The 19,869-nt window shown below is 44.7% G+C and carries 20 protein-coding genes; 5 read left to right on the forward strand and 15 right to left on the reverse strand.

The window, feature by feature from the left end:
- From H7708_RS04130 to ribF, 8 genes are all read right to left on the reverse strand, one after another.
- The gene (locus H7708_RS04130; protein WP_223669207.1) at positions 1-546 is read right to left on the reverse strand and encodes a pilus assembly PilX family protein; all 546 of its coding nucleotides are present in this window, start codon (positions 544-546) and stop codon (positions 1-3) included.
- A 13-nt stretch (positions 547-559) separates the two neighbouring features.
- On the reverse strand, positions 560-1,297 hold the full coding sequence (locus tag H7708_RS04135; protein WP_223669208.1) for a PilW family protein: 738 nt from the start codon (positions 1,295-1,297) through the stop codon (positions 560-562).
- A complete protein-coding gene (gene pilV, locus H7708_RS04140; protein WP_223669209.1) occupies positions 1,294-1,887 on the reverse strand; it encodes a type IV pilus modification protein PilV in 594 nt (197 codons plus the stop codon). Before pilV ends, H7708_RS04135 begins: the two co-directional genes overlap by 4 nt.
- Positions 1,888-2,038: 151 nt before the next feature.
- Positions 2,039-2,974, reverse strand: coding sequence for a 4-hydroxy-3-methylbut-2-enyl diphosphate reductase (ispH, locus tag H7708_RS04145; RefSeq protein ID WP_235727506.1), 936 nt, complete (start codon positions 2,972-2,974; stop codon positions 2,039-2,041).
- A gap of 111 nt (positions 2,975-3,085) precedes the next feature.
- On the reverse strand, positions 3,086-3,529 hold the full coding sequence (gene fkpB / locus H7708_RS04150) for an FKBP-type peptidyl-prolyl cis-trans isomerase (RefSeq protein WP_223669211.1): 444 nt from the start codon (positions 3,527-3,529) through the stop codon (positions 3,086-3,088).
- 22 nt (positions 3,530-3,551) lie between these two features.
- A complete protein-coding gene (lspA, locus tag H7708_RS04155) occupies positions 3,552-4,076 on the reverse strand; it encodes a signal peptidase II (RefSeq protein WP_407929721.1) in 525 nt (174 codons plus the stop codon).
- A 97-nt stretch (positions 4,077-4,173) separates the two neighbouring features.
- On the reverse strand, positions 4,174-6,981 hold the full coding sequence (gene ileS, locus H7708_RS04160) for an isoleucine--tRNA ligase (RefSeq protein ID WP_223669213.1): 2,808 nt from the start codon (positions 6,979-6,981) through the stop codon (positions 4,174-4,176).
- Positions 6,974-7,960 (reverse strand): bifunctional riboflavin kinase/FAD synthetase, encoded by a 987-nt coding sequence (ribF, locus tag H7708_RS04165; protein WP_223669214.1) that lies wholly within the window; start codon positions 7,958-7,960, stop codon positions 6,974-6,976. The genes ileS and ribF overlap by 8 nt, the downstream gene beginning before the upstream one ends.
- A gap of 194 nt (positions 7,961-8,154) precedes the next feature.
- On the opposite strand from ribF, the gene H7708_RS04170 reads away from it, so the two are divergent.
- A complete protein-coding gene (locus tag H7708_RS04170) occupies positions 8,155-8,742 on the forward strand; it encodes a hypothetical protein (RefSeq protein ID WP_223669215.1) in 588 nt (195 codons plus the stop codon).
- Positions 8,743-8,907: 165 nt separating this feature from the next.
- On the opposite strand, the gene H7708_RS04175 is transcribed toward H7708_RS04170, so the two are convergent.
- Entirely contained in the window at positions 8,908-9,201 is a 294-nt protein-coding gene (locus tag H7708_RS04175; RefSeq protein WP_223669216.1) for a GIY-YIG nuclease family protein, read from the reverse strand.
- Between the two features lie 244 nt (positions 9,202-9,445).
- Complete coding sequence (gene murJ / locus H7708_RS04180) at positions 9,446-10,981, reverse strand: murein biosynthesis integral membrane protein MurJ (protein WP_223669217.1); 1,536 nt, start codon at positions 10,979-10,981, stop codon at positions 9,446-9,448.
- Positions 10,982-11,190: 209 nt separating this feature from the next.
- On the opposite strand from murJ, the gene rpsT reads away from it, so the two are divergent.
- Positions 11,191-11,451 carry a 30S ribosomal protein S20 gene (gene rpsT / locus H7708_RS04185; RefSeq protein WP_223669218.1) on the forward strand — a complete coding sequence of 87 codons (261 nt, stop codon included), beginning with the start codon at positions 11,191-11,193 and terminating at the stop codon, positions 11,449-11,451.
- Positions 11,452-11,541: 90 nt separating this feature from the next.
- On the opposite strand, the gene H7708_RS04190 is transcribed toward rpsT, so the two are convergent.
- Positions 11,542-11,964, reverse strand: coding sequence for a MarR family winged helix-turn-helix transcriptional regulator (locus H7708_RS04190; protein WP_223669219.1), 423 nt, complete (start codon positions 11,962-11,964; stop codon positions 11,542-11,544).
- 197 nt (positions 11,965-12,161) lie between these two features.
- Here H7708_RS04190 and H7708_RS04195 point away from each other — a divergent pair, with 197 nt between their 5' ends.
- Positions 12,162-13,502 carry a DUF1329 domain-containing protein gene (locus H7708_RS04195; RefSeq protein WP_223669220.1) on the forward strand — a complete coding sequence of 447 codons (1,341 nt, stop codon included), beginning with the start codon at positions 12,162-12,164 and terminating at the stop codon, positions 13,500-13,502.
- 141 nt (positions 13,503-13,643) lie between these two features.
- Here the strand turns inward: H7708_RS04195 and cgtA are convergent, their stop codons facing one another.
- The 3 genes from cgtA to rplU all read right to left on the reverse strand — a co-directional run bounded on the left by cgtA (position 13,644) and on the right by rplU (position 15,781).
- A complete protein-coding gene (gene cgtA, locus H7708_RS04200) occupies positions 13,644-14,822 on the reverse strand; it encodes an Obg family GTPase CgtA (RefSeq protein WP_223669221.1) in 1,179 nt (392 codons plus the stop codon).
- A 128-nt stretch (positions 14,823-14,950) separates the two neighbouring features.
- A complete protein-coding gene (gene rpmA / locus H7708_RS04205; protein ID WP_223669222.1) occupies positions 14,951-15,205 on the reverse strand; it encodes a 50S ribosomal protein L27 in 255 nt (84 codons plus the stop codon).
- Positions 15,206-15,208: 3 nt separating this feature from the next.
- Positions 15,209-15,781, reverse strand: coding sequence for a 50S ribosomal protein L21 (rplU, locus tag H7708_RS13510; RefSeq protein ID WP_407929717.1), 573 nt, complete (start codon positions 15,779-15,781; stop codon positions 15,209-15,211).
- 346 nt (positions 15,782-16,127) lie between these two features.
- Between rplU and ispB the strand changes: the two genes are divergently transcribed.
- Positions 16,128-17,096 carry an octaprenyl diphosphate synthase gene (gene ispB, locus H7708_RS04220; protein WP_223669223.1) on the forward strand — a complete coding sequence of 323 codons (969 nt, stop codon included), beginning with the start codon at positions 16,128-16,130 and terminating at the stop codon, positions 17,094-17,096.
- Positions 17,097-17,307: 211 nt separating this feature from the next.
- Positions 17,308-18,909 (forward strand): phosphoenolpyruvate carboxykinase (ATP), encoded by a 1,602-nt coding sequence (gene pckA, locus H7708_RS04225; RefSeq protein WP_223669224.1) that lies wholly within the window; start codon positions 17,308-17,310, stop codon positions 18,907-18,909.
- Between the two features lie 70 nt (positions 18,910-18,979).
- Here pckA and H7708_RS04230 read toward each other — a convergent pair whose 3' ends face one another.
- Complete coding sequence (locus H7708_RS04230) at positions 18,980-19,867, reverse strand: hypothetical protein (protein WP_223669225.1); 888 nt, start codon at positions 19,865-19,867, stop codon at positions 18,980-18,982.
- Positions 19,868-19,869 lie beyond the last annotated feature (2 nt).

The following is a 19,869-nucleotide window of genomic DNA, read 5'->3' on the forward strand; positions in this document are numbered from 1 at the left end:
TTATAAAATTAGTTCTGAACCTTTACCAGACGAGAAGCAGCCACCAACTTTGGTTACCCAGCTTTGCACTGCTGCGTTGGTTTTCTCAGCAACAGTACTATCACCTGTAATTTTCCAGGCATTACACCCAATACTGGGTGAAACCCCCATCTCAAAGTTTGGACAGGTACCGCAACCTAAGTACTCAACACGAGCATAAGCAATAACATTAGCATGGTCCTCAAAGGCTACAGCACAATTTTCACCGTCCTCAATTTCAGTTAGCTCGCCGTTGTTACCAACACAATAATCCTGACCAACTTTAGTTTCAGAGGTGTCTGTTCCGTAAAGCGCGTTACCGGCTATTTCGTCCCAGTGTATCGCTGCACTAACAGCACTATCTGCTGTATGAAAGGCTTCATTTTCAAGATAGATATTAGTAGAAGACTTCTGCTGAATAATCGAGTCCGACATACTGGCAACACCCAAGACAGTTAGTATTAGTAAAAAAACCAATACCAATGCTAAGGTTGCACCGTCATTTTTTGGGAATGGCTTAATAATCATAATACTCCATCCTTTAAGGTGAAATTACAAATGCGGGTTTATTTGGGATTACCACTGTTGTGGTAAAAATCTTACGAGCTTTTCTATCCGATATTTCGTAGGTTCCTTCGTTAGCAATCGTATAACTTTGTGCAGAAGGAGACTGCCTTACAGGACCATCAGAAGAAAGTAAGAGAATAATTTTTACAGCAGCAATGGACTCCTGCTCAGAAGGGTCGATATCACTCGCTTTTAGAAACTTATTCGGTGCACTGTCACCATCAGTATCTACACCGTAAAAGAAATGGGCTAAATTTATATTACTAATTAACGCAGCCGTACCACCACTGTTGCCTGAACACACTAATTGCCCATCCTTTACGTAGTAATTGTTCTCAACGATGCCTCCGCTAGCTCCTCCAACACAGTCTGTGTCCGCTTCATAGCGAACAGTAATCGAGTCACTTACATCAGCGGCACCACCATCAGCGGTCTCTCCAGCTCCGAATAAAAACGCAGGGCTTGTATAAACGCCATACCCACTTTCCTCAACATCAGCCCAGCCCGCATTCTGTATATCATCACTCAAGAAATACAGTGCAAACCGACCACTTTCCTGCAAGTTCGAAATTGCTGATTGCGTATCGGTAGAGCGTTTCATTCCTAAAAACAGGTACGTAATACCTGCTAGCAAAATAAGACCAATGGTTATGGCAACCATATACTCAATCAGCGTAAAAGCTTTTTGTTTACTCTTAGTAATCATTTTCATGGCATAACATCCAAAACAATACAGTCAAATGAAGCATCTTTTGCTAAAGCATCGCACCGAGCATTCCGTATTAAACCTTTTTGGCCCGTATCTTCGCGTGTTTGGCTCGCTTGCCAATAAGCAAAGATACTTAACGTAGACCCTGGGGAACAAACGTCGGCATCTCCCGTATCACGATCATCACAGCTAACATCAATATATCCTTCGGTGATTAGGTCCGACTCTTTTGATGTCGTGTCAAAACCCTGTATTGACTGACATGCCTGGTAGACGTCGTACTGTGCTTGCTCTTCAGGAGTACATCCCGCACTACAGTCAACAGGCGCCGCATCACAACTAGTATAATCACCTGCTAGATAAAGGTTACCGAGACTTGCCGTGTCACTGCTATTTACGTAAGCGCGATTAGCGCGAATCGCGGATGCCAAATCTTGAGCAATAAGGTTGGCCTGCGAACGTGCCATCCCTTCCTGATTTGAGTTAATAGAGGCTAACTGTAATGAAAGGTACCCCAATAACCCTACTGCAATCACCAGCATGGCGATGAGGACTTCCATCAAAGAAAAACCTGAATGTTTAGATTTCACCATTTGATCCCACTTCATACTTATAAGTACTACTGTTATAAGGTTTTAACAGTCAAAGATCAGCTGGTATCGGATAAACGGTATAAAAAAACCGATAAGCGGTAACTTATCGGCTTTAAGTGGTTATTTTTTAAGAAATTAATGCAGAACTGACTTAGTTTGGACGCAGTTCGCTGGGCAGGACAAATACAATACTTTCTTCGACACCTTCCGACTCATGCGGGTTAACGCCACCCTGAGATTCAAGGTATTTGATGACATCTTTGACCAGAACTTCCGGAGCAGAAGCGCCGGCAGTAACGCCAACTTTATCAATGCCTTGCAACCATACAGGGTTAATTTCACTGGCATTGTTAATTAAGTAGGAGCGCGTTCCTTTATTTTCAGCTAATTCCTGCAAACGGCTGGAGTTAGAACTATTTTGTGCGCCAACCACTAGAATCAAGTCACATTCTGCCGCCAGCTGCTTCACCGCATCCTGGCGATTCTGCGTAGCATAGCAGATGTCATCCTTTTTAGGGCCCTGAATCTGTGGGAACTTTTCCTTTAGAGCCTTAACCAGACGCTGCGTATCATCCACTGACAAAGTGGTTTGCGTGACGTAATAAAGCTGCTCAGGATTTTTCACCTCCAGCTTGGCCACATCCTCTTCATCCTCAACCAGATAAATGCCTGACGTCGAGTTATCGTATTGCCCCATGGTACCTTCGACCTCCGGGTGACCTTTATGACCGATTAAGATACACTCTTCACCACGACGGCTATGACGAGCAACCTCCATATGCACTTTAGTGACCAAAGGACATGTGGCATCAAATACTTTTAGATTACGTGCTTCGGCGTCTTTACGAACCTGTTGCGACACGCCGTGAGCACTAAAGATTAAGGTTGAATCTCGGGGTACATCGTTTAAATCTTCAATGAAAACAGCCCCTTTATCGCGCAGGCCATCCACCACAAACTTGTTATGAACCACTTCGTGTTTAACGTAGATTGGCGCACCAAAAAGCTCTAAAGCACGATTGACGATTTCAATCGCGCGGTCTACACCGGCGCAGAAGCCGCGGGGATTTGCTAATACTATTTCCAAAGGACTACCTATCAACTCTTTCATCATTTCCGCGAAGGCGGGAATCTTTAATAACCATATTCCTAACAGAGATTCCCGCCTTCGCGGGAATGACGAGGTATGGTATACGTACTATTGTCTCACTTCGACAATTTCAATTTCAAGGACTATATCCTGATCCGCCAGCGGATGATTAAAGTCCACCTTGACCGAATGACCTTTCACTTCGCGAATCATACCGGGGACCGTTCCGCCCATCATGTCTTCAAATGCAATAATCGAGCCTTCCTCCAACTTCACATCGGCAGAAAACTGGCTAATATCCATAAAGTGAATATCGTCAGGATTTGCTGGGCCAAAAAACTCGGAACCATGAATTTCAAGGCGCTTTTCATCACCGGCTTTTAAACCAATCAATGACTTCTCGATAACATCGGTCAAACTACCATCGCCAAAAATAAACCATACCGGCTTACCATTCACTCGGGTACTGTCCGCGGCGGAACCATCTTTAAGTAGCACATTAAAATGCACCAAGGCGCGCGAATCTGCTTTAATTATATTCTCAGTTGTCATACATCACTTCTATACGAGAGCACTAAGAGGACGTTTCATCCTTCTTAGATTTCTCTGGATTTTTAAAACTATCAATTATGAGCAAGCCAACACCGATTAAAATGACACTGTCAGCAATATTAAACGTTGGCCAGTGATAGCCATCTTTCGACACATACCAGTCAATAAAATCAATGACGTAGCCATAAGCCATACGATCATATAAATTGCCAATGGCACCGCTCAATATTAACGCCATACCGATATTCGGTAGCTTGTGTGATTTTGGTGTTTTATACATCCACACCAAGAGCGCAACGCTGATTCCAATAGCTATGATGGTAAACAACCAACGCTGCCAGCCACCGGCATCGCCAAGAAAGCTGAAAGCAGCACCATAGTTATAAGCCAGGTTCAGATCAAAATGTGGCATCACTTCGATAATTCGCCCGCCATAAACGGGAGCCAAAGCACTGTCTGCCCATATCTTGGTGGCCTGATCGATAATGAGTAGGATCACCGTGATCCATAACCACACCCAGCCTGTTTGTTTTAGTTTTTTCAAAATATTTACTCTATTTTTGATGCGTCATTCCCGCGAAGGCGGGAATCTGGTAACTATACAGATGGCGCTCCCCGCCTCCGCGGGGATGACGGACTGAATGTTAAGCGTAATGACGCACTTCGCCATCACCGACGACATTTTCCACGCAGCGGCTACAAATAGTCGGATGCTCAGCGTTAGAACCTACGTCCTCGCGATAATGCCAACAACGCTCACACTTTTCAGCATCAGAAGCTTCAACGGTAAGTTTCAACCCTTCGATATCAGTGTCTTCACCTGCCGCGTCATTAACCAAACGTGCTTGAGACGTGATAAACACGAAGCGCAACTCATCTTCAAGCTTGCTCAACACAGCATACAACTCATCATTGACATGAATCGTCACTTCGGCCTGCAAAGAGCCACCAATAACGCCTTCTTTACGTTTTGCTTCAAGCGCCTTATTGATAGCGGCTTTTACTTCAGAAATCGTGTTCCAGTCATCTGCTGTAATATCGGCATTTTCCATCGCAAACAAACCGTCATACCACTCAGAAATGAAAACGTTGTTCTCACGCTCACCTGAAGCTGGCTTTGGCAACAGAGGCCAGATTTCATTGGCTGTAAAACTTAGGATTGGTGCCATCCAGCGCACCAAGGCTTCCACAATATGATACAAGGCCGTTTGACAGGAGCGCTGCGCTTGCGAACCACGCTTGGCCGTATATTGGCGATCCTTAATGATATCGAGGTAGAAACTGCCCATATCAATCGAACAGAAATGATGGATTTTTTGCGCCACTACCCAGAAATTATAATCATCATAAGCGTCAACAATTGCCTTCTGCGCCTGGTAAGCACAGTCCACAGCCCAACGATCGAGTGGCAGTAATTCTTCTTTCGCAATTAAATCAGTTTCTGGGTTAAAGCCTTCCAGGTTCGCTAATAAGAAGCGCGACGTATTTCTTAAACGGCGGTAAGTATCACCCGTGCGTTTTAGAATTTCGTCAGAAACTGCCATTTCACCACGATAGTCCGCCGAGGCAACCCATAAGCGAAGCACATCCGCGCCCAGCTTATTGATCACATCATTTGGCGCCATGACGTTGCCTTTCGACTTCGACATTTTTTCGCCTTTGCCATCGACGACGAAACCATGTGTTAAACAATGTTTATAAGGCGCATGTCCGTGGATACCAACTGAAGTTAGTAGCGACGACTGAAACCAACCTCGATGCTGATCCGAGCCTTCCAGATATAAATCTGCTGGCTGGCGCAAATAGTCGCGCGCACTTAATACACAATAATGCGTTACGCCCGAATCAAACCAGACGTCCAGCGTGTCGTCGATCTTTTCGTATTTATCCGCATCGACAAAATCTGCGGCATCCAAGTCATACCACGCTTGAATACCCTTTTCTTCAATCAATTGAGCCACTTTTTCCATCAATTCGGCAGCATCCGGATGTGGCTGACCATCTTTTTTGTCAATAAACAAGCATAACGGCACGCCCCAGGTTCGTTGGCGAGAAATACACCAGTCCGGACGGTTTTCGACCATCGACTCGATACGCGCCTCGCCCCATTCGGGCACCCATTTCACCTTTTTGATTTCCTCCATCGCTTGAGGCTGCAAACCATTCTGCGTCATGGAGATAAACCACTGCGGCGTCGCACGGTAGATCAGAGGCGTTTTGGTACGCCAGCAATGCGGATAGCTGTGGCGAATTTTATCTTGATGCAACAAGCGACCCGTTGCGACCAGATGATCGACAATCGGTTGATCGACTTTGTAGACATGCTGTCCGGCAAACAGCGGCGTATCCTCAGAGAAGACACCGTTTGCCATAACGTAATTCAACAAACCGATACCGTATTTCTTTACCACCTGGAAATCGTCTGGACCATGATCCGGCGCGGTATGCACCAGACCTGTACCGGCATCCGTCGTCACATGCTCACCGATGATCACCGGCAATGTTTTATCATAAAACGGATGCTGCACATGCAGATTTTCCAACTGCGCACCTGTGGTCGTCGCCAGAATTTTGTACTCTTCAATCTCGGACTCTTCCATCACCTGCTTAAACAGATCTTCAGCTAAAATAAACTGCTCTGTGCCTGCAGCTGTTTTTGCCTCAAGCAGCACATAAGTAAAGTCCGCATGAACCGTCACCGCCTGGCTCGAAGGTAAGGTCCAGGGCGTTGTGGTCCAGATAACAACTGAAGTGTTGGCGCATGACTGACCACCAAAGGCTTTCTCAAATCCTTCTACATCAGCTAATGGGTAGCGCACATAAACAGAAAAAGATGTTTTATCTTGATATTCAACTTCAGCTTCAGCCAAAGACGAACCGCCAACAACGCTCCAGTACACCGGCTTTTCACCTTTGAACATGTGACCGTTTTTAACCAGCTTTGACAGGGCTCGAACAATGTTCGCTTCAAAACCAAAGTTCATTGTCTTGTAAGGATTATCCCACTCGCCCAGAACACCAAGACGGATAAAATCTTTCATCTGGCCCTGAACTTGCTTTTCCGCGTAATCGCGACATTTCTGACGGAACTCGGCGTGAGTCACTTTTTGCCCTGCTTTACCGACCTTCTTCTCAACGTTGTTCTCAATCGGCAAACCATGACAGTCCCAGCCCGGCACATAAGGGCTGTCGTAACCGCTGATAGTTTTGCTCTTAACCACGATATCTTTCAGAATTTTATTGACTGAGTGACCAATATGAATATTACCGTTGGCGTACGGAGGGCCATCGTGCAAAATAAATTGCTCACGGCCAGCACGTGCTTTACGAATTTCACCATACAAATCGTTTTTTCCCCATTGTGCCAACATCTTTGGCTCACGATTTGGTAGGTTACCGCGCATTTCAAACTTAGTTTTCGGTAAGTTTAAGGTACTTTTATAGTCACTCATCGAAATGATTACTCTGTTTTAGTTTCTGATTAAAAATATATTTTGCAGCTTCAATGTCTGCTGCAATTTGTGTTTTTAGCTCATCGACAGAATTGAACTTCTGTTCTCCGCGCAATTTATCAATAGGCTCAATGCGAATACGTTGCCCATAAATATCGCCTGAGAAATTCAACAGATGAACCTCTAACCGCTCGGGACTTTGCTTTAGCGTCGGCTTGTTACCAACATTCGCAACAGCTGGCCAGCGGCCCTCCTGCAGCGAACTAGCACTTATACCATACACCCAAACCGCATACACCCCTTTTAAAGGACTTTTACGGCGTTTTAACGGAATGTTAGCGGTTGAAAAGCCAATTTCACGGCCTTGTTTATCGCCATGAACCACTTTCCCTTCCACTCGATAAGGTCGCCCCAGATAACGTTCGGCTAAATCGAACTGATTATTAGCTATGGCTTCACGTACTAAGCTACTGCTAATACGCTTATGTTCATTATCCACCTCAAGCGTCACCGAATGATTGGCTTCAACGGTAAAGAGCCCTTCCCCGAGCTCTTTCAGCATGTCAAAATCACCTTGGCGCTGATAGCCGAACTTGAAATCATCACCAATAAACAGGTGCAGTACATTCAAGCGTTCTACCAACACCCGTCGAATAAATTCCTCAGCTCGCAGCTCCGCAAACTCCTGGTTAAAGCGGAAACAGAGCACATAATCTACGCCAAGCTGACGTAGTGCCTGAACTTTATCGGTCAACTTAAATAGACGTGCAGGTATGTTGTCTGGGCGAAAATATTCTTGTGGATGAGGCTCAAAGAGCACCACCACGCTAGGCAGATTGTAATGATCAGCCTTATCCGTTAAACGCTCAATAATCGCTTGATGGCCTAGATGGACCCCATCGAAATTACCAATAGTCGCCACACATCCCTGCTTGAACAGTTCAGGTGGACAATTATATAGGCCTCGTAATAAGCGCATGTCGGTCAGTAAATTTCTCTACAGGCATCTGCCAAAGGCGGCAATTATAGCGGACTATGGGCTAAGAATTAACCATAAATCCCTGATTCATGGATTGAAAACGATATTTTTAATAAAAATAATGAGTTAACCGCTTGCTTCAATCCCCAAAATCAGTAACTATTCGTACATAAACAAGCAGTTATGGCGCAATAATGAAGCATTATTTAAAACTTGGCATGACACTCATTCTGTCAGCACTAATTACCGCATGCGCCTGTAGTAGCTGCGCCCCGGCACCAAACCTTGAGGAAATGATGTCAAAACCTCAAGCAGACTTCTTCAGCAGGATAAAATCGCTTTGTGGTAAAACATTTATTGGTACCACGGTCTACCCAGACGATCCAAACCATAACTTCGCTGGTAAAAAACTCGTTGCTACTATTGAGCAGTGCAATGATCGGGTTATTCGCATTCCATTCAGCGTTGGGGAAGACAAATCCAGAACTTGGGTACTAGTTGCCACACACCAGGGCCTATTGTTTAAACATGACCATCGCCACGAAGACGGTACGCCAGATCGAATCACTAACTACGGTGGCCACGCAGCTGAATACAAGGGACAGCCAGTGACTGCGACCAAGCAGTTTTTCCATGCAGACGAATTTACTTCAAATCTAATACCAGACGCTAAAACCAACGTCTGGATGCTGGAATATAAGCCAGAAACCAAAGAGTTGATTTATTATTTAGAAAGGCATGCAGAGCCGAGGTATAAAGCGGTGCTAAAGATGGTTAATTAGAAGTAATACCAACCTCAACAGATTCCCGCCTTCGCGGGAATGACAGTTGTACATGAGTGCTTCCCCACCACAAGGTAGTTAGAGAGCTGTAAGAGCCCACCTCTACAGCGCCTTCAAGTTAATCTATCCTCGTCATTCCCGCGAAGGCGGGAATCTCTTAAAAACCTAATCAAGCAAATCTAGGTACAGATCTTTCCAGTGCTGGTTTTGCTTTTCTATCAACCTAACTTTCCAGTTTCGGTTCCACTTTTTTAGTCTCTTTTCTCTAAAAATAGCGCTCTCTATTGAGTCACATGCTTCATAATAAACTAGCTGCTTAACATTATACTTATTAGTGAAACCTTCTGCTTCCCCCTGCTTGTGCTCCCAAATTCTTTTCACTAAGTTAGAAGTAACACCTATGTATAGAACCCCATTTGGCTTTAAAGCTAATATATAAACATATCCCTGTTTTTCCATAATATTTTTACTCCTTGTAATTATTTAGATGACTCCCAAGCTTGAAAACAGAGCTCCATAAACCTGTTTGAGATCCCCGCCTTCGCGGGGATGACGTGGTTTGTGGTTAGGTTATCTGACAAAAGCTTCGACATTCCCTCCTACGTACCGTCCTCCCGCAAAAACAGAATCTTTAACAATACTTCCCCCTAGCACCGTCATTCCCACGAAGGTGGGAATCTCGTATAAACAAACTCCACACAAGCTATCTCAGAATCCTAAAATCCTTCAGTCTTAGTCCAAATAAAAACAGCAGTACAGTATAAGCCACCACGGTCGAGGCGATAATGGCGCAAATCATGCCGATCGCTTCAAAACGGCTCCATGACTGCCATTGTTCGACGCTGAAGTCGGTATACCAGAGTCCTAGTAACAGCAACCCACTGGCAATGATCAGTTTAAGGATCCACAACTTGCTTTCGCGAGACAACTGCAAGTGCTGCTCTTTATGTAAGTAGCGGTATAGGAAAATAGCATTAATAAAAGCTGATACACTGGTCGCGATAGCAAGGCCGACGTGTCCAAAGGGTTTGAATAGCGCAAGGTTCAAAACAATGTTACTGACTACCGCAAACAAGGCGATCTTTACGGGAGTTTTGGTATCCTGCCTTGAATAAAAACCGGTCAGAAAAACTTTGACCATCATAAAACCAATCAAACCAATGGAGTAAGCCTGCAAACTCTGCCCTGCTTTATACGAATCCTCAGGAGTAAAAGCACCATGTTGAAAGACGCTAATCATGATGGGCTCAGCCAGCCAGAATAAGCCAATCCCCGCTGGTATTCCAATCATCAGCACCATTCTCAGCCCCCAATCCAGTGTACCCGAGAAATGCTGCATGTCCTTTTTTGAAAAGAATTTAGAGAGCGTAGGTAAAAGTACAGTGGCAATCGCAATTCCGAAAATTCCTAAAGGAAACTCCATCATACGGTCTGAGTAATACAACCAGGAAATACTGCCCTCTTGAAGAAAAGAGGCAATTTGTGTGTCAATCAAAAGATTGATCTGGCTGGCTGACGCACCAAAAATTACGGGCAGCATTAATTTAATAATGCGCTGGACAGCTGAGTCCTTCCAAGCCCACTGAGGTTTGGGTAAATAACCCGCTTTCCATAAGAAAGGGAAGTGCAGGAATAGCTGCAGTGCACCCGCAATAAAAATCGCCCAGGCCAGTGCTACCGTTGGCTGCTCCATATGAGGAGCCCAGATTATAGCCGCGGCAATGATAGATAAGTTTAATAAAATAGGCGCGAACGCGGGTATGGCAAACTTATCCAGAGTGTTTAGAACGGAACTGTACATCGCAACCAGCGAGATAAAGAAGATATAAGGGAAAGTGATTTTTAGTAAGTCACTCCCCAGTTGAAATTTTTCCGGATCGGCTATAAAGCCTGCACCAAATAATGCAATAACTCCTTGTGAACCCAGCACACCAATAATGGTAATAACAGCTAAAATGCCACCTAAGGTTCCTGAGACTTTACTAAGCAGCGACACCGTCTCAGCTTTAGTACGATTCGAGTAATATTCAGAGAATACCGGCACAAAGGCAGTGGCAAAAGCGCCCTCACCAAAAAGACGCCTAAGAAAATTAGGAATCTTTTGAGCCACCAGAAAAACATCGGCCTGACCACTGGCACCCAGCAAGTTGGCTAAAACAACGTCTCGCGCAAGTCCCATGAAACGGGAAATCATGGTCCAAAAACTGACAATGGTACTGGAGCGTAATAGGCTAGCCATGGTTCCTGAATGTGTTAAAATATTGTTTTATTTGAGCGCAAGTTTAAGCGATAAAGGCTTTAACAACCATAGCGAAGGCTTAAAAGCCTTAAAAATGACAGAATTATACGGTTTTTCGCTGTTTTTACTTGATACCTAAGCTTAAAACAGGTATATTTCGCGACCTTAAATTTGTGATTTATTTATTCAACAGTTGTTAGGAGTTCACCTTGGCTAACATTAAATCTGCCAAAAAACGTGCTCGTCAAGCTGAAGCTCGTCGCAAGCACAACGCTAGCCGCCGCTCAATGCTGCGTAGTTACATGAAGAAAGTTATTTACGCTATTGATGCTGGTAACAAGAAGGATGCAGAAGCTGCGTTCCAACGTGCTGTGTCTGTGATTGATAAAGCTGCAAACAAAGGCCTTATCCACAAAAACAAAGCTGCACGTCATAAGAGCCGTTTAAACGCTCGCATTCAAGCGCTTTAATCAGTTAGCTTGAAACAAGATTTTAGAAGCCGCTCATTGAGCGGCTTTTTCTTTACCCGTTGTATTATAAGTCAATTGTAACCGACTGATTTATAATGTTCTTTTCACCAACAAACCTGCTCCAAGACCTATAGCCCGTAGCTCCTCATCACTATGCCCCTTTACTAATTCAGCTATCAGTTTTTTCTGCTTACTGCGGATAGACTCGATAATTTGCTGGCTTTTCCTTGTTGGCGCAACATAAACCACTCGCTGATCGGTTTTCGAACGCGATTTAATCACATATCCCTGCTTTTCAAGCGCCTTAACCGTTCGCGTTATTGCCGGGGCACTAACTTTCTCGCCCTCTGCGAGTTGATTAATGGTTTTTGGCCCTTGTATTACTAAGAGCATTAAAATCTGCAAACGCTCTTGGGTTAATCCCGCGCTTTTCTCAAGCTCTTTTGATTTCATATGGTAGGAATTCAGAATCTGGAATAACTGCTGCTCTGTATTTTGCTGATAAGTCTTCACTTTTTACCTTTATTTTCAGTTTTAATATAGCCTCACCATAAATTAACATTAGTTAATTATTAACTTAGCTAAGATAACACAGTTACAACGTGAACCTCCAATTGTAATATCTTACCTCAAGCTGTGGTTGTACCAGTTGACACCTTTGGGTGTATATGTAGAATGCCCGCCACCATTAGATATGCAAGATCTATACCATGAAAAAATTGGTTTTATTATCCATCATGACAACCGCCGTCATGACTCCTTTGGCGGAGTCAAAGGTTATGACAAGCGAAGCTAAAAAGTTACAACGAACACTGACACCAATGGGTGCTGAGCGAGCGGGTAATAAGGAAGGAACTATCCCGGCATGGACAGGCGGTATTAGACAAATACCACAGGATTACACGCCCGGCGAGCATCACGCTGATCCCTTTGCTTCTGATGAACCAATACTGACGATCACTCAGGAGAATTATCAAGATTATACGGCTCACTTAACTGCCGGACAAATTGCACTGATCAGGCAATACCCGGACTACAAAATTACGGTGTATCCAACTCACCGAAGTGCATCATTTCCGCAGAAGATTTACGACTTCAGCATCAAAAATGCGACAACAGCCATCTTAACCCAGGATGGCGCGGGTTTAAGTAATGCTGCTGTCGGTGTCCCCTTCCCAATCCCTAAAAATGGTCTGGAAGCCATATGGAATCACCTGACACGCTTTCGTGGCGAGGCCATTAAACGAGAGTACATTCAGGTCTCACCAACCGAAGATGGTAGCTTTAACCCTGTAAAGTTTGAGCAGGAATCACTGCAATACTATGCGCAGGAGCACCCAGAAAAAGAAAATTTCCTGTTTTTGTATAAACAGCGCATCACTTCTCCTGCCGCATTAGCCGGTGAAGTTTTGCTAGTGCACGAGACCTCTAATCAGGTCGTCGACCCTCGTCGTGCCTGGCGCTATGATCCCGGCCGTCGCAGAGCGTTCCGCACACCCACCGTCGCTTACGATGCCCCTGCATTAGCATCGGACGGCTTAGCTACAATTGATAACTTTGACATGTTTAGCGGCTCTCCTGATCGTTACAACTGGGAACTCAAAGGTAAGAAAGAAATTTTTGTTCCTTATAACGCTTATCAGTTACACAGCGACCAACTGGATTACGAAGATATTATTCGCCCAGGCCATATTAATCAGGACTTAGCCCGTTACGAATTACACCGTGTATGGGTGGTCGAAGCGACGCTTAAAGAACTGAAAGAGAATATCTATAGTCGTCGGACTTTTTACCTTGATGAAGACAGTTGGCAAGCCTTATTGGTCGATCATTATGATGACGATGGTGAGCTATGGCGAGTGGCTGAAGCTCATGCTTTGAACTACTACGAAGTACCAGTGCTCTGGTCAACCCTCGATGTCATTCATGACCTGAAAGCCCGCCGTTACATTGCCTACGGTCTGGATAATCAGGAAGACATGTATGACTTCTCTAAGAAGATGAATTATAGACAGTTTACGTCCTCGGCATTACGTCGTGAGGGACGATGAATACACAGACTCCTCTGTGTTATTTTTTGGCCACTCTGACGAGTGGCTTTTTTTTACCTGCTGTTTGTGCGGAAAAAGCCAGATCGTAACCCACTCTTCTACCTCCGGATATAAAAAAGCCGCTCAAGGCGGCTTTCTCTGTTACTTATCGTCGTCCAGAACAAAGTCTGGATCGATATCATCAAAGTCCCATTCGTCATCCAGACCAGCAAAAGGATCCTCTTCTGGCTCATCCATAGAACCGGGCTCTGGCCAGTTAAACTTTTCCTGAGTTTTCTCGGCTTCAAACTTACGAATCTGTGGATGCTCGATTAAATAATCCATAATCGAGTTACAGATTTCTCGGGTTCCCTCTTTCTTGATGGCCGACATCTTAAATACGGGACCATCCCATTCGAGACGCTTTAAAACATCATCCATCTTCGCTTGAGCTTCTTCCTCACTCATCAAATCCGTTTTGTTAAAGACTAACCAGACCGGCTTGTCTTTTAACAAGATATCCTTGCTTTCACTGTATTTATACAGCTCATTCATGATGCCATTAAAGTTTTCTACCGGATCTGATTCATCATAGGGCAATAAATCCACTATATGCAATAAGATACGCGTTCTGGCTAAGTGGCGTAAGAAACGAATACCCAGACCGGCACCTTCTGCAGCACCCTCAATCACCCCCGGGATATCGGCCACGACAAAGCTCGACTCAGCATCGACACGAACCACGCCCAGGTTGGGAACCAGAGTAGTAAACGGGTAACCCGCGACTTTCGGTTTAGCGGACGATACCGCTCGGATAAACGTCGACTTACCGGCATTAGGCAAGCCCAACAAACCAACGTCAGCCAAAACCTTAAGCTCCAGACGTAACTCTCGAACTTCGCCCGGGGTACCGTGAGTCGCTTTGCGCGGTGCACGATTAATCGAGCTCTTAAAGCGAGTATTACCTAAGCCATGGAAGCCACCTTTAGCAACTAAAACCTGTTCACCGGGCCTAGTAAGGTCACCAACAATTTCGCCGGTTTCCTTATCGGTAATCTGAGTTCCAATAGGTGCTTTTAAGACCAGCTCTTCACCTTTAGCGCCAGTTTTGTTCCGGCCCTGCCCATTTTCACCGCGAGTGGCTTCATAAAACCGCACATAACGATAATCAACCAAGGTATTCAGCTCTTCGTCAGCTTCGATATATACATTGCCGCCATCGCCACCGTCGCCACCATCAGGGCCACCTTTGGCTACATATTTTTCACGGCGGAAACTGACAATGCCATTACCGCCATCGCCTGCTTTAACCTTTATCGAGACTTCATCTACAAATTTCATAAGTCTATTGTGCCATAAATCCTGTTATATCGCGCCAGATCCGTGAAATCATATTTATCTACCTTCCAGACCGGCATACAAAAAAGCCCCAGCGAGAGCTGAGGCTTTTTCTAAAACTAAAAGCTTGATTAAGCTTCGATAGAAACAAACTTACGCTTGTCTTTACCTTTAGTTTCAAACTTAACTTTGCCATCAACTTTCGCAAAGATAGTGTGGTCACGACCTAGACCAACACCGTTACCAGCGTGGAAACGAGTACCACGTTGACGAACAATGATGCTGCCTGCGCTTACTTCTTCACCACCAAAGCGTTTAACACCAAGGCGTTTACTTTCGGAATCGCGGCCGTTACGAGTACTACCACCAGCTTTCTTATGAGCCATCGTTTACTCTCCTTTCGTCAATTCTTTAGCTTGATCGATCCAGTTTTCACGCTCGATACGACCTTTAAAGCTAAGTTCTTCATCCAAGCGAGCTACGTCTTCAGCAGTCCACTCAGCAATTTGCTTAAATGTAGTAACACCAGCTTCGTTCAATTTCTTAACGATTACCGGACCTACACCTGATAGTTGTGTTAAATCATCACCGTCTGTTTTCTTAGCTGCTGCTTTTTTAGCAGGAGCTTTCTTCGCAGGCTTTTTAGCGCCATCAAGAGCAATACCACTGATTTTCACTTCTGTGAACCACTGACGGTGACCTTGACGTTTCATGTGATGTTTACGACGCTTGAACTTGATGATGTTCACTTTTTTAGCGCGACCATGGTCAACGACTTCAGCTGAAACCACAGCACCATCAACTAGCGGAGTACCAATAGTAACATTGTCACCATCAGCAACCATTAAAACGTCTTCAAAATTAATTGTAGCACCAGTTTCTGCCTCGATCTTCTCAAGACGTACAACCTGGCCTTCTTTTACGCGGTGTTGCTTACCACCACTTTTAATTACTGCGTACATATTTATTCTCCAGTTTACGACCCTCTCATATATCTCAATAAGAAGGTTAATATGTATTGCTCATTGGCTTTCTCTAATTTGAGGGCGCGAATTTTAAGCCAAAACCCCGCCTAAAGCAAGGTTTTATCCAATATAAAGCCAATAAAACAAGTGTTTTTTACTAAATCAGCCAGAAAGATACCAAAACGCTATCAAGATATTGAATATTCACTATAAAAGCTTGACCCCAAGGCCGAGCCTCACTAGGATTGCCAAGCGATTATCCAATTTAGTGTGACTGACTTAGACAAACTGTCAATCTTTACAGTATTTAACATCAGTCTATAGATAATATGAAAGGTAAACAATGAACCTGGCAGACATCCGTGCTTTGGTAGAAAGCGATTTCCAAGCAACAAACCAAATGATTCTTGACCGTCTTCAGTCCGATGTGGCTTTAGTGGATCAGGTCGGTCACTACATTGTTGCGGCTGGCGGTAAACGCCTGCGACCAATGTTGGTACTGCTAGCAGCAAAATCAACGGGTTACGAAGGAAATGATCACGCCAAGTTGGCCGCCGTCATCGAGTTAATCCATACCTCTACCCTATTGCACGATGATGTGGTGGATGAGTCCAGCATGCGCCGTGGTCGTGAAACAGCGAATGAACTCTTTGGTAATCAGGCTTCAGTATTAGTGGGTGACTTTCTTTACAGCCGCTCTTTCCAGATGATGGTTGAAGTCGACAATATGAAAGTGTTGAACGTTCTGGCTGACACCACGAACCAGGTCGCTGCCGGCGAAGTGCTACAGCTGATGAATATCAATGATCCGGACGTATCAGAAGAAGGCTACTATCAGGTCATTGAGCGTAAGACAGCGATCCTTTTTGCCGCCGCAACTCAGCTTGGCGCCCTACTAACAGGTGCCTCAGATCAGATAGAAAAAGGGCTACGTACCTATGGCTTACAGCTTGGCACTGCCTTTCAGTTAGTGGATGATGCGCTTGATTATGCAGCCGATGCTGACGAAATGGGCAAAAACGTAGGTGACGACCTGGCAGAAGGCAAACCCACTCTACCACTTATTTACGCCCTGACTCAGTCCAGCCCGGAGAATCAGGCTTTAATCCGTAAAGCTATCGAGCAAGGCGGTCTGGACGATCTAGAACGTATATTAGCTATCGTAAAGTCCAGCAATGCCATCGAATACACCTATCAGGCAGCAGAAAAAGCCGTAAAAAAAGCCATAGATGCTTTGACGCCGTTACCGGATACAGCGTTTAAAACGGCTTTAATCGAATTAGCTAAATTGTCTTTAAACCGTAATAGCTAACTTCCTTAAGAGCCTGGATACGCTAATTCAGGCTAAATTTTAAGCGTTTAACCTGTCCTCGCTTTAAATTAATAAAAATATTGCAAATAAGTTTCATTAAGCCTCGCCAGCTAAAAAGTTTTTTGGCATAATTACGTGCAATTTTCAAATAGCAAACTGTTATTTAAACTATTGCACTGCAAAGCTAAGCTTTGTCCACGAGGAGTAACCCATGTCCCGCGATGTAGACCTGAGCCAATACGGCATCCACTCAGTCCACGAAATCGTTTACAACCCATCTTACGAAACACTATTTGAAGAAGAAACTAAAGAAGATACAACCGGCTATGAGCGAGGTGTTGTTACCAACAAAGGCGCTGTAGCAGTAGATACAGGGATTTTTACTGGCCGCTCTCCAAAAGATAAATACATCGTTGAAGATGACATCACTCGTGATACAGTGTGGTGGTCTAAAAATGGCGTAAATGATAACAAGCCTATTTCGCCGGCCGTTTGGAGCGACTTAAAAGAAACTGTTACAGAACAGCTTTCCGGTAGTCGCTTGTTCGTGGTCGATACCTTCTGCGGCGCTAATGAAGACACGCGCCTGAAAGTTCGCTTCATCACACAGGTTGCCTGGCAGGCGCATTTCGTTAAAAACATGTTCATCCGTCCGACGGAAGAAGAGCTTAAAGACTTTGAGCCGGACTTTGTGGTCATGAACGGCTCCAAAGCGGTCAACGACAAATGGCAGGAACACGGCCTTAATTCTGAAAACTTCGTGGCGTTTAATTTAACTGAGAAAATTCAGTTAATTGGCGGTACCTGGTATGGCGGTGAAATGAAGAAAGGGATGTTCTCAATGATGAACTACCTATTGCCTCTTAAGGGCATCGCCTCAATGCACTGTTCTGCTAACGTCGGTAAAGATGGTGATGTAGCTATTTTCTTCGGCCTTTCCGGTACTGGTAAAACGACGTTATCTACCGATCCAAAACGTGCATTAATTGGTGATGATGAGCATGGCTGGGATGACAATGGCGTCTTCAACTTCGAAGGTGGCTGTTATGCCAAAACCATTAACCTGTCGGAAGAAAATGAGCCGGATATTTATCGTGCTATTCGTCGTGATGCCTTGCTAGAAAACGTTGTTGTTGACGATAAGGGCAATATCGACTTCGACGATAACAGCAAAACAGAAAATACTCGTGTGTCTTACCCAATTTATCATATTGATAACATTGTTAAGCCGGTATCCAAAGCGGGACACGCGCAAAAAGTCATTTTCTTAAGTGCCGATGCCTTCGGTGTTTTACCTCCGGTTGCGAGGTTGACGCCAGAGCAGACACAGTACTACTTCTTATCAGGCTTTACGGCCAAGCTTGCCGGTACCGAGCGCGGTGTGACAGAGCCAACGCCAACCTTCTCCTCTTGCTTTGGTGAAGCTTTCTTAAGCTTACACCCTACGCAATACGCAGAAGTTCTTGAAAAGCGCATACAAGACGCTGGCGCAGAGGTTTATCTGGTGAATACCGGCTGGAACGGTACGGGTAAACGTATTTCGATTAAAGATACTCGCGGTATTATTGATGCCATCATGGATGGTTCCATTGAGAATACCGAGTTCACTAACTTGCCATACTTTAACCTGGCGATTCCAACCGAGCTAAACGGCGTTGATACGGCTATTCTGAATCCGCAGGACACGTATAAAGATCCAGCCGAGTGGGAAACAAGAGCTAAAGAATTAGCAGGCATGTTTATCGATAACTTTAATCGCTTTGCCGATAACGACAAGGCACAGGAACTTATCAAAGCAGGCCCCAAAGTTTAGTAACCGTTCCTACATCAAAAAGCCGCTGATATCAGCGGCTTTTTTGTAAGTAATATAAATGAAAGCATTGCTAAGGACGGCTATAAACGAGAGCTAACTTAGTTTTATCTGGACTAATAGCCAGCCGGGTAATTCCCTGAACACCCAACGAGTTGAGATCAGCAATCAACCTCTCACCCTTCTCATCTAACACCATTAACTTTGAGTCCTTGCCCACGAGAATATGCTCTGCGTCAAGCCAGGCATAATCCTGTACGCCTTGCGGTAACTGAATACCTGTTGACGTGATATCTCCTTTACTAGAAACCGTCTGCAAGTGGTGAATACCATCCTTCTCTATGGTAAAACTGACTTTATCGGCATCTATTGTCTCAAAGCAGCGCCCAATGTTTTCAGCTAACACCTCTGGAGTTTCACTGGATTGAGTATCCAGTATTTGTAATGTCATCACCTCACCCAGCACAAAGACCGCAGCCTGCTCTGGGTTTAACCAGGCATGATAGCCAACAGGTTCGATGTCTTTGCGCCACGCACTTTGCTCAGCAGTACTCAGCTCCACTTTTCGCAGATACTGTTTCCCCTCTGGATTAACCCCGATAATTGAAATCGAACTTTCAGTGTAAGGTGTCGCCGAATACTCACTGTGTTCTTCAGTCTGAGTAACATTGATAAGCTGCTTATTCTCAAAGACAAACTGATAAATATCCGTCTGCTGCTCAGTGGCATTTTTAACCGACTGCATCCGAGTAAAAAATATCGCATCGCCACTTTGGCTGAACTTCGGCTGATTATCATAGCCACCCCGATAAGTCAGATGAAACGGTTTAAGTTCAACTTGATAATAACCACTCTGATCGGTTGATAGCGGTAATAACATGATGTCCTGCGACTCAGCTAAAGCTGAACCGGCAAAACTGATACAGGATACGCTAAAAAGCGTTACTAGCAGTCGCTTCATGC

Source organism: Kangiella shandongensis (assembly GCF_020005365.1).
In the GTDB taxonomy this organism is placed as follows: domain Bacteria; phylum Pseudomonadota; class Gammaproteobacteria; order Enterobacterales; family Kangiellaceae; genus Kangiella; species Kangiella shandongensis.

Bases quoted from the DNA above. Each gene is read 5' to 3' on its own strand.
- H7708_RS04130 (WP_223669207.1), bottom strand. From the start codon at position 546: ATGATTATTAAGCCATTCCCAAAAAATGACGGTGCAACCTTAGCATTG.
- H7708_RS04135 (WP_223669208.1), bottom strand. From the start codon at position 1,297: ATGAAAATGATTACTAAGAGTAAACAAAAAGCTTTTACGCTGATTGAG.
- pilV (WP_223669209.1), bottom strand. From the start codon at position 1,887: ATGGTGAAATCTAAACATTCAGGTTTTTCTTTGATGGAAGTCCTCATC.
- fkpB (WP_223669211.1), bottom strand. From the start codon at position 3,529: ATGACAACTGAGAATATAATTAAAGCAGATTCGCGCGCCTTGGTGCAT.
- ileS (WP_223669213.1), bottom strand. From the start codon at position 6,981: ATGAGTGACTATAAAAGTACCTTAAACTTACCGAAAACTAAGTTTGAA.
- ribF (WP_223669214.1), bottom strand. From the start codon at position 7,960: ATGCGCTTATTACGAGGCCTATATAATTGTCCACCTGAACTGTTCAAG.
- H7708_RS04170 (WP_223669215.1), top strand. From the start codon at position 8,155: ATGAAGCATTATTTAAAACTTGGCATGACACTCATTCTGTCAGCACTA.
- H7708_RS04175 (WP_223669216.1), bottom strand. From the start codon at position 9,201: ATGGAAAAACAGGGATATGTTTATATATTAGCTTTAAAGCCAAATGGG.
- murJ (WP_223669217.1), bottom strand. From the start codon at position 10,981: ATGGCTAGCCTATTACGCTCCAGTACCATTGTCAGTTTTTGGACCATG.
- H7708_RS04195 (WP_223669220.1), top strand. From the start codon at position 12,162: ATGAAAAAATTGGTTTTATTATCCATCATGACAACCGCCGTCATGACT.
- cgtA (WP_223669221.1), bottom strand. From the start codon at position 14,822: ATGAAATTTGTAGATGAAGTCTCGATAAAGGTTAAAGCAGGCGATGGC.
- rpmA (WP_223669222.1), bottom strand. From the start codon at position 15,205: ATGGCTCATAAGAAAGCTGGTGGTAGTACTCGTAACGGCCGCGATTCC.
- rplU (WP_407929717.1), bottom strand. From the start codon at position 15,781: ATGTACGCAGTAATTAAAAGTGGTGGTAAGCAACACCGCGTAAAAGAA.
- ispB (WP_223669223.1), top strand. From the start codon at position 16,128: ATGAACCTGGCAGACATCCGTGCTTTGGTAGAAAGCGATTTCCAAGCA.
- pckA (WP_223669224.1), top strand. From the start codon at position 17,308: ATGTCCCGCGATGTAGACCTGAGCCAATACGGCATCCACTCAGTCCAC.
- H7708_RS04230 (WP_223669225.1), bottom strand. From the start codon at position 19,867: ATGAAGCGACTGCTAGTAACGCTTTTTAGCGTATCCTGTATCAGTTTT.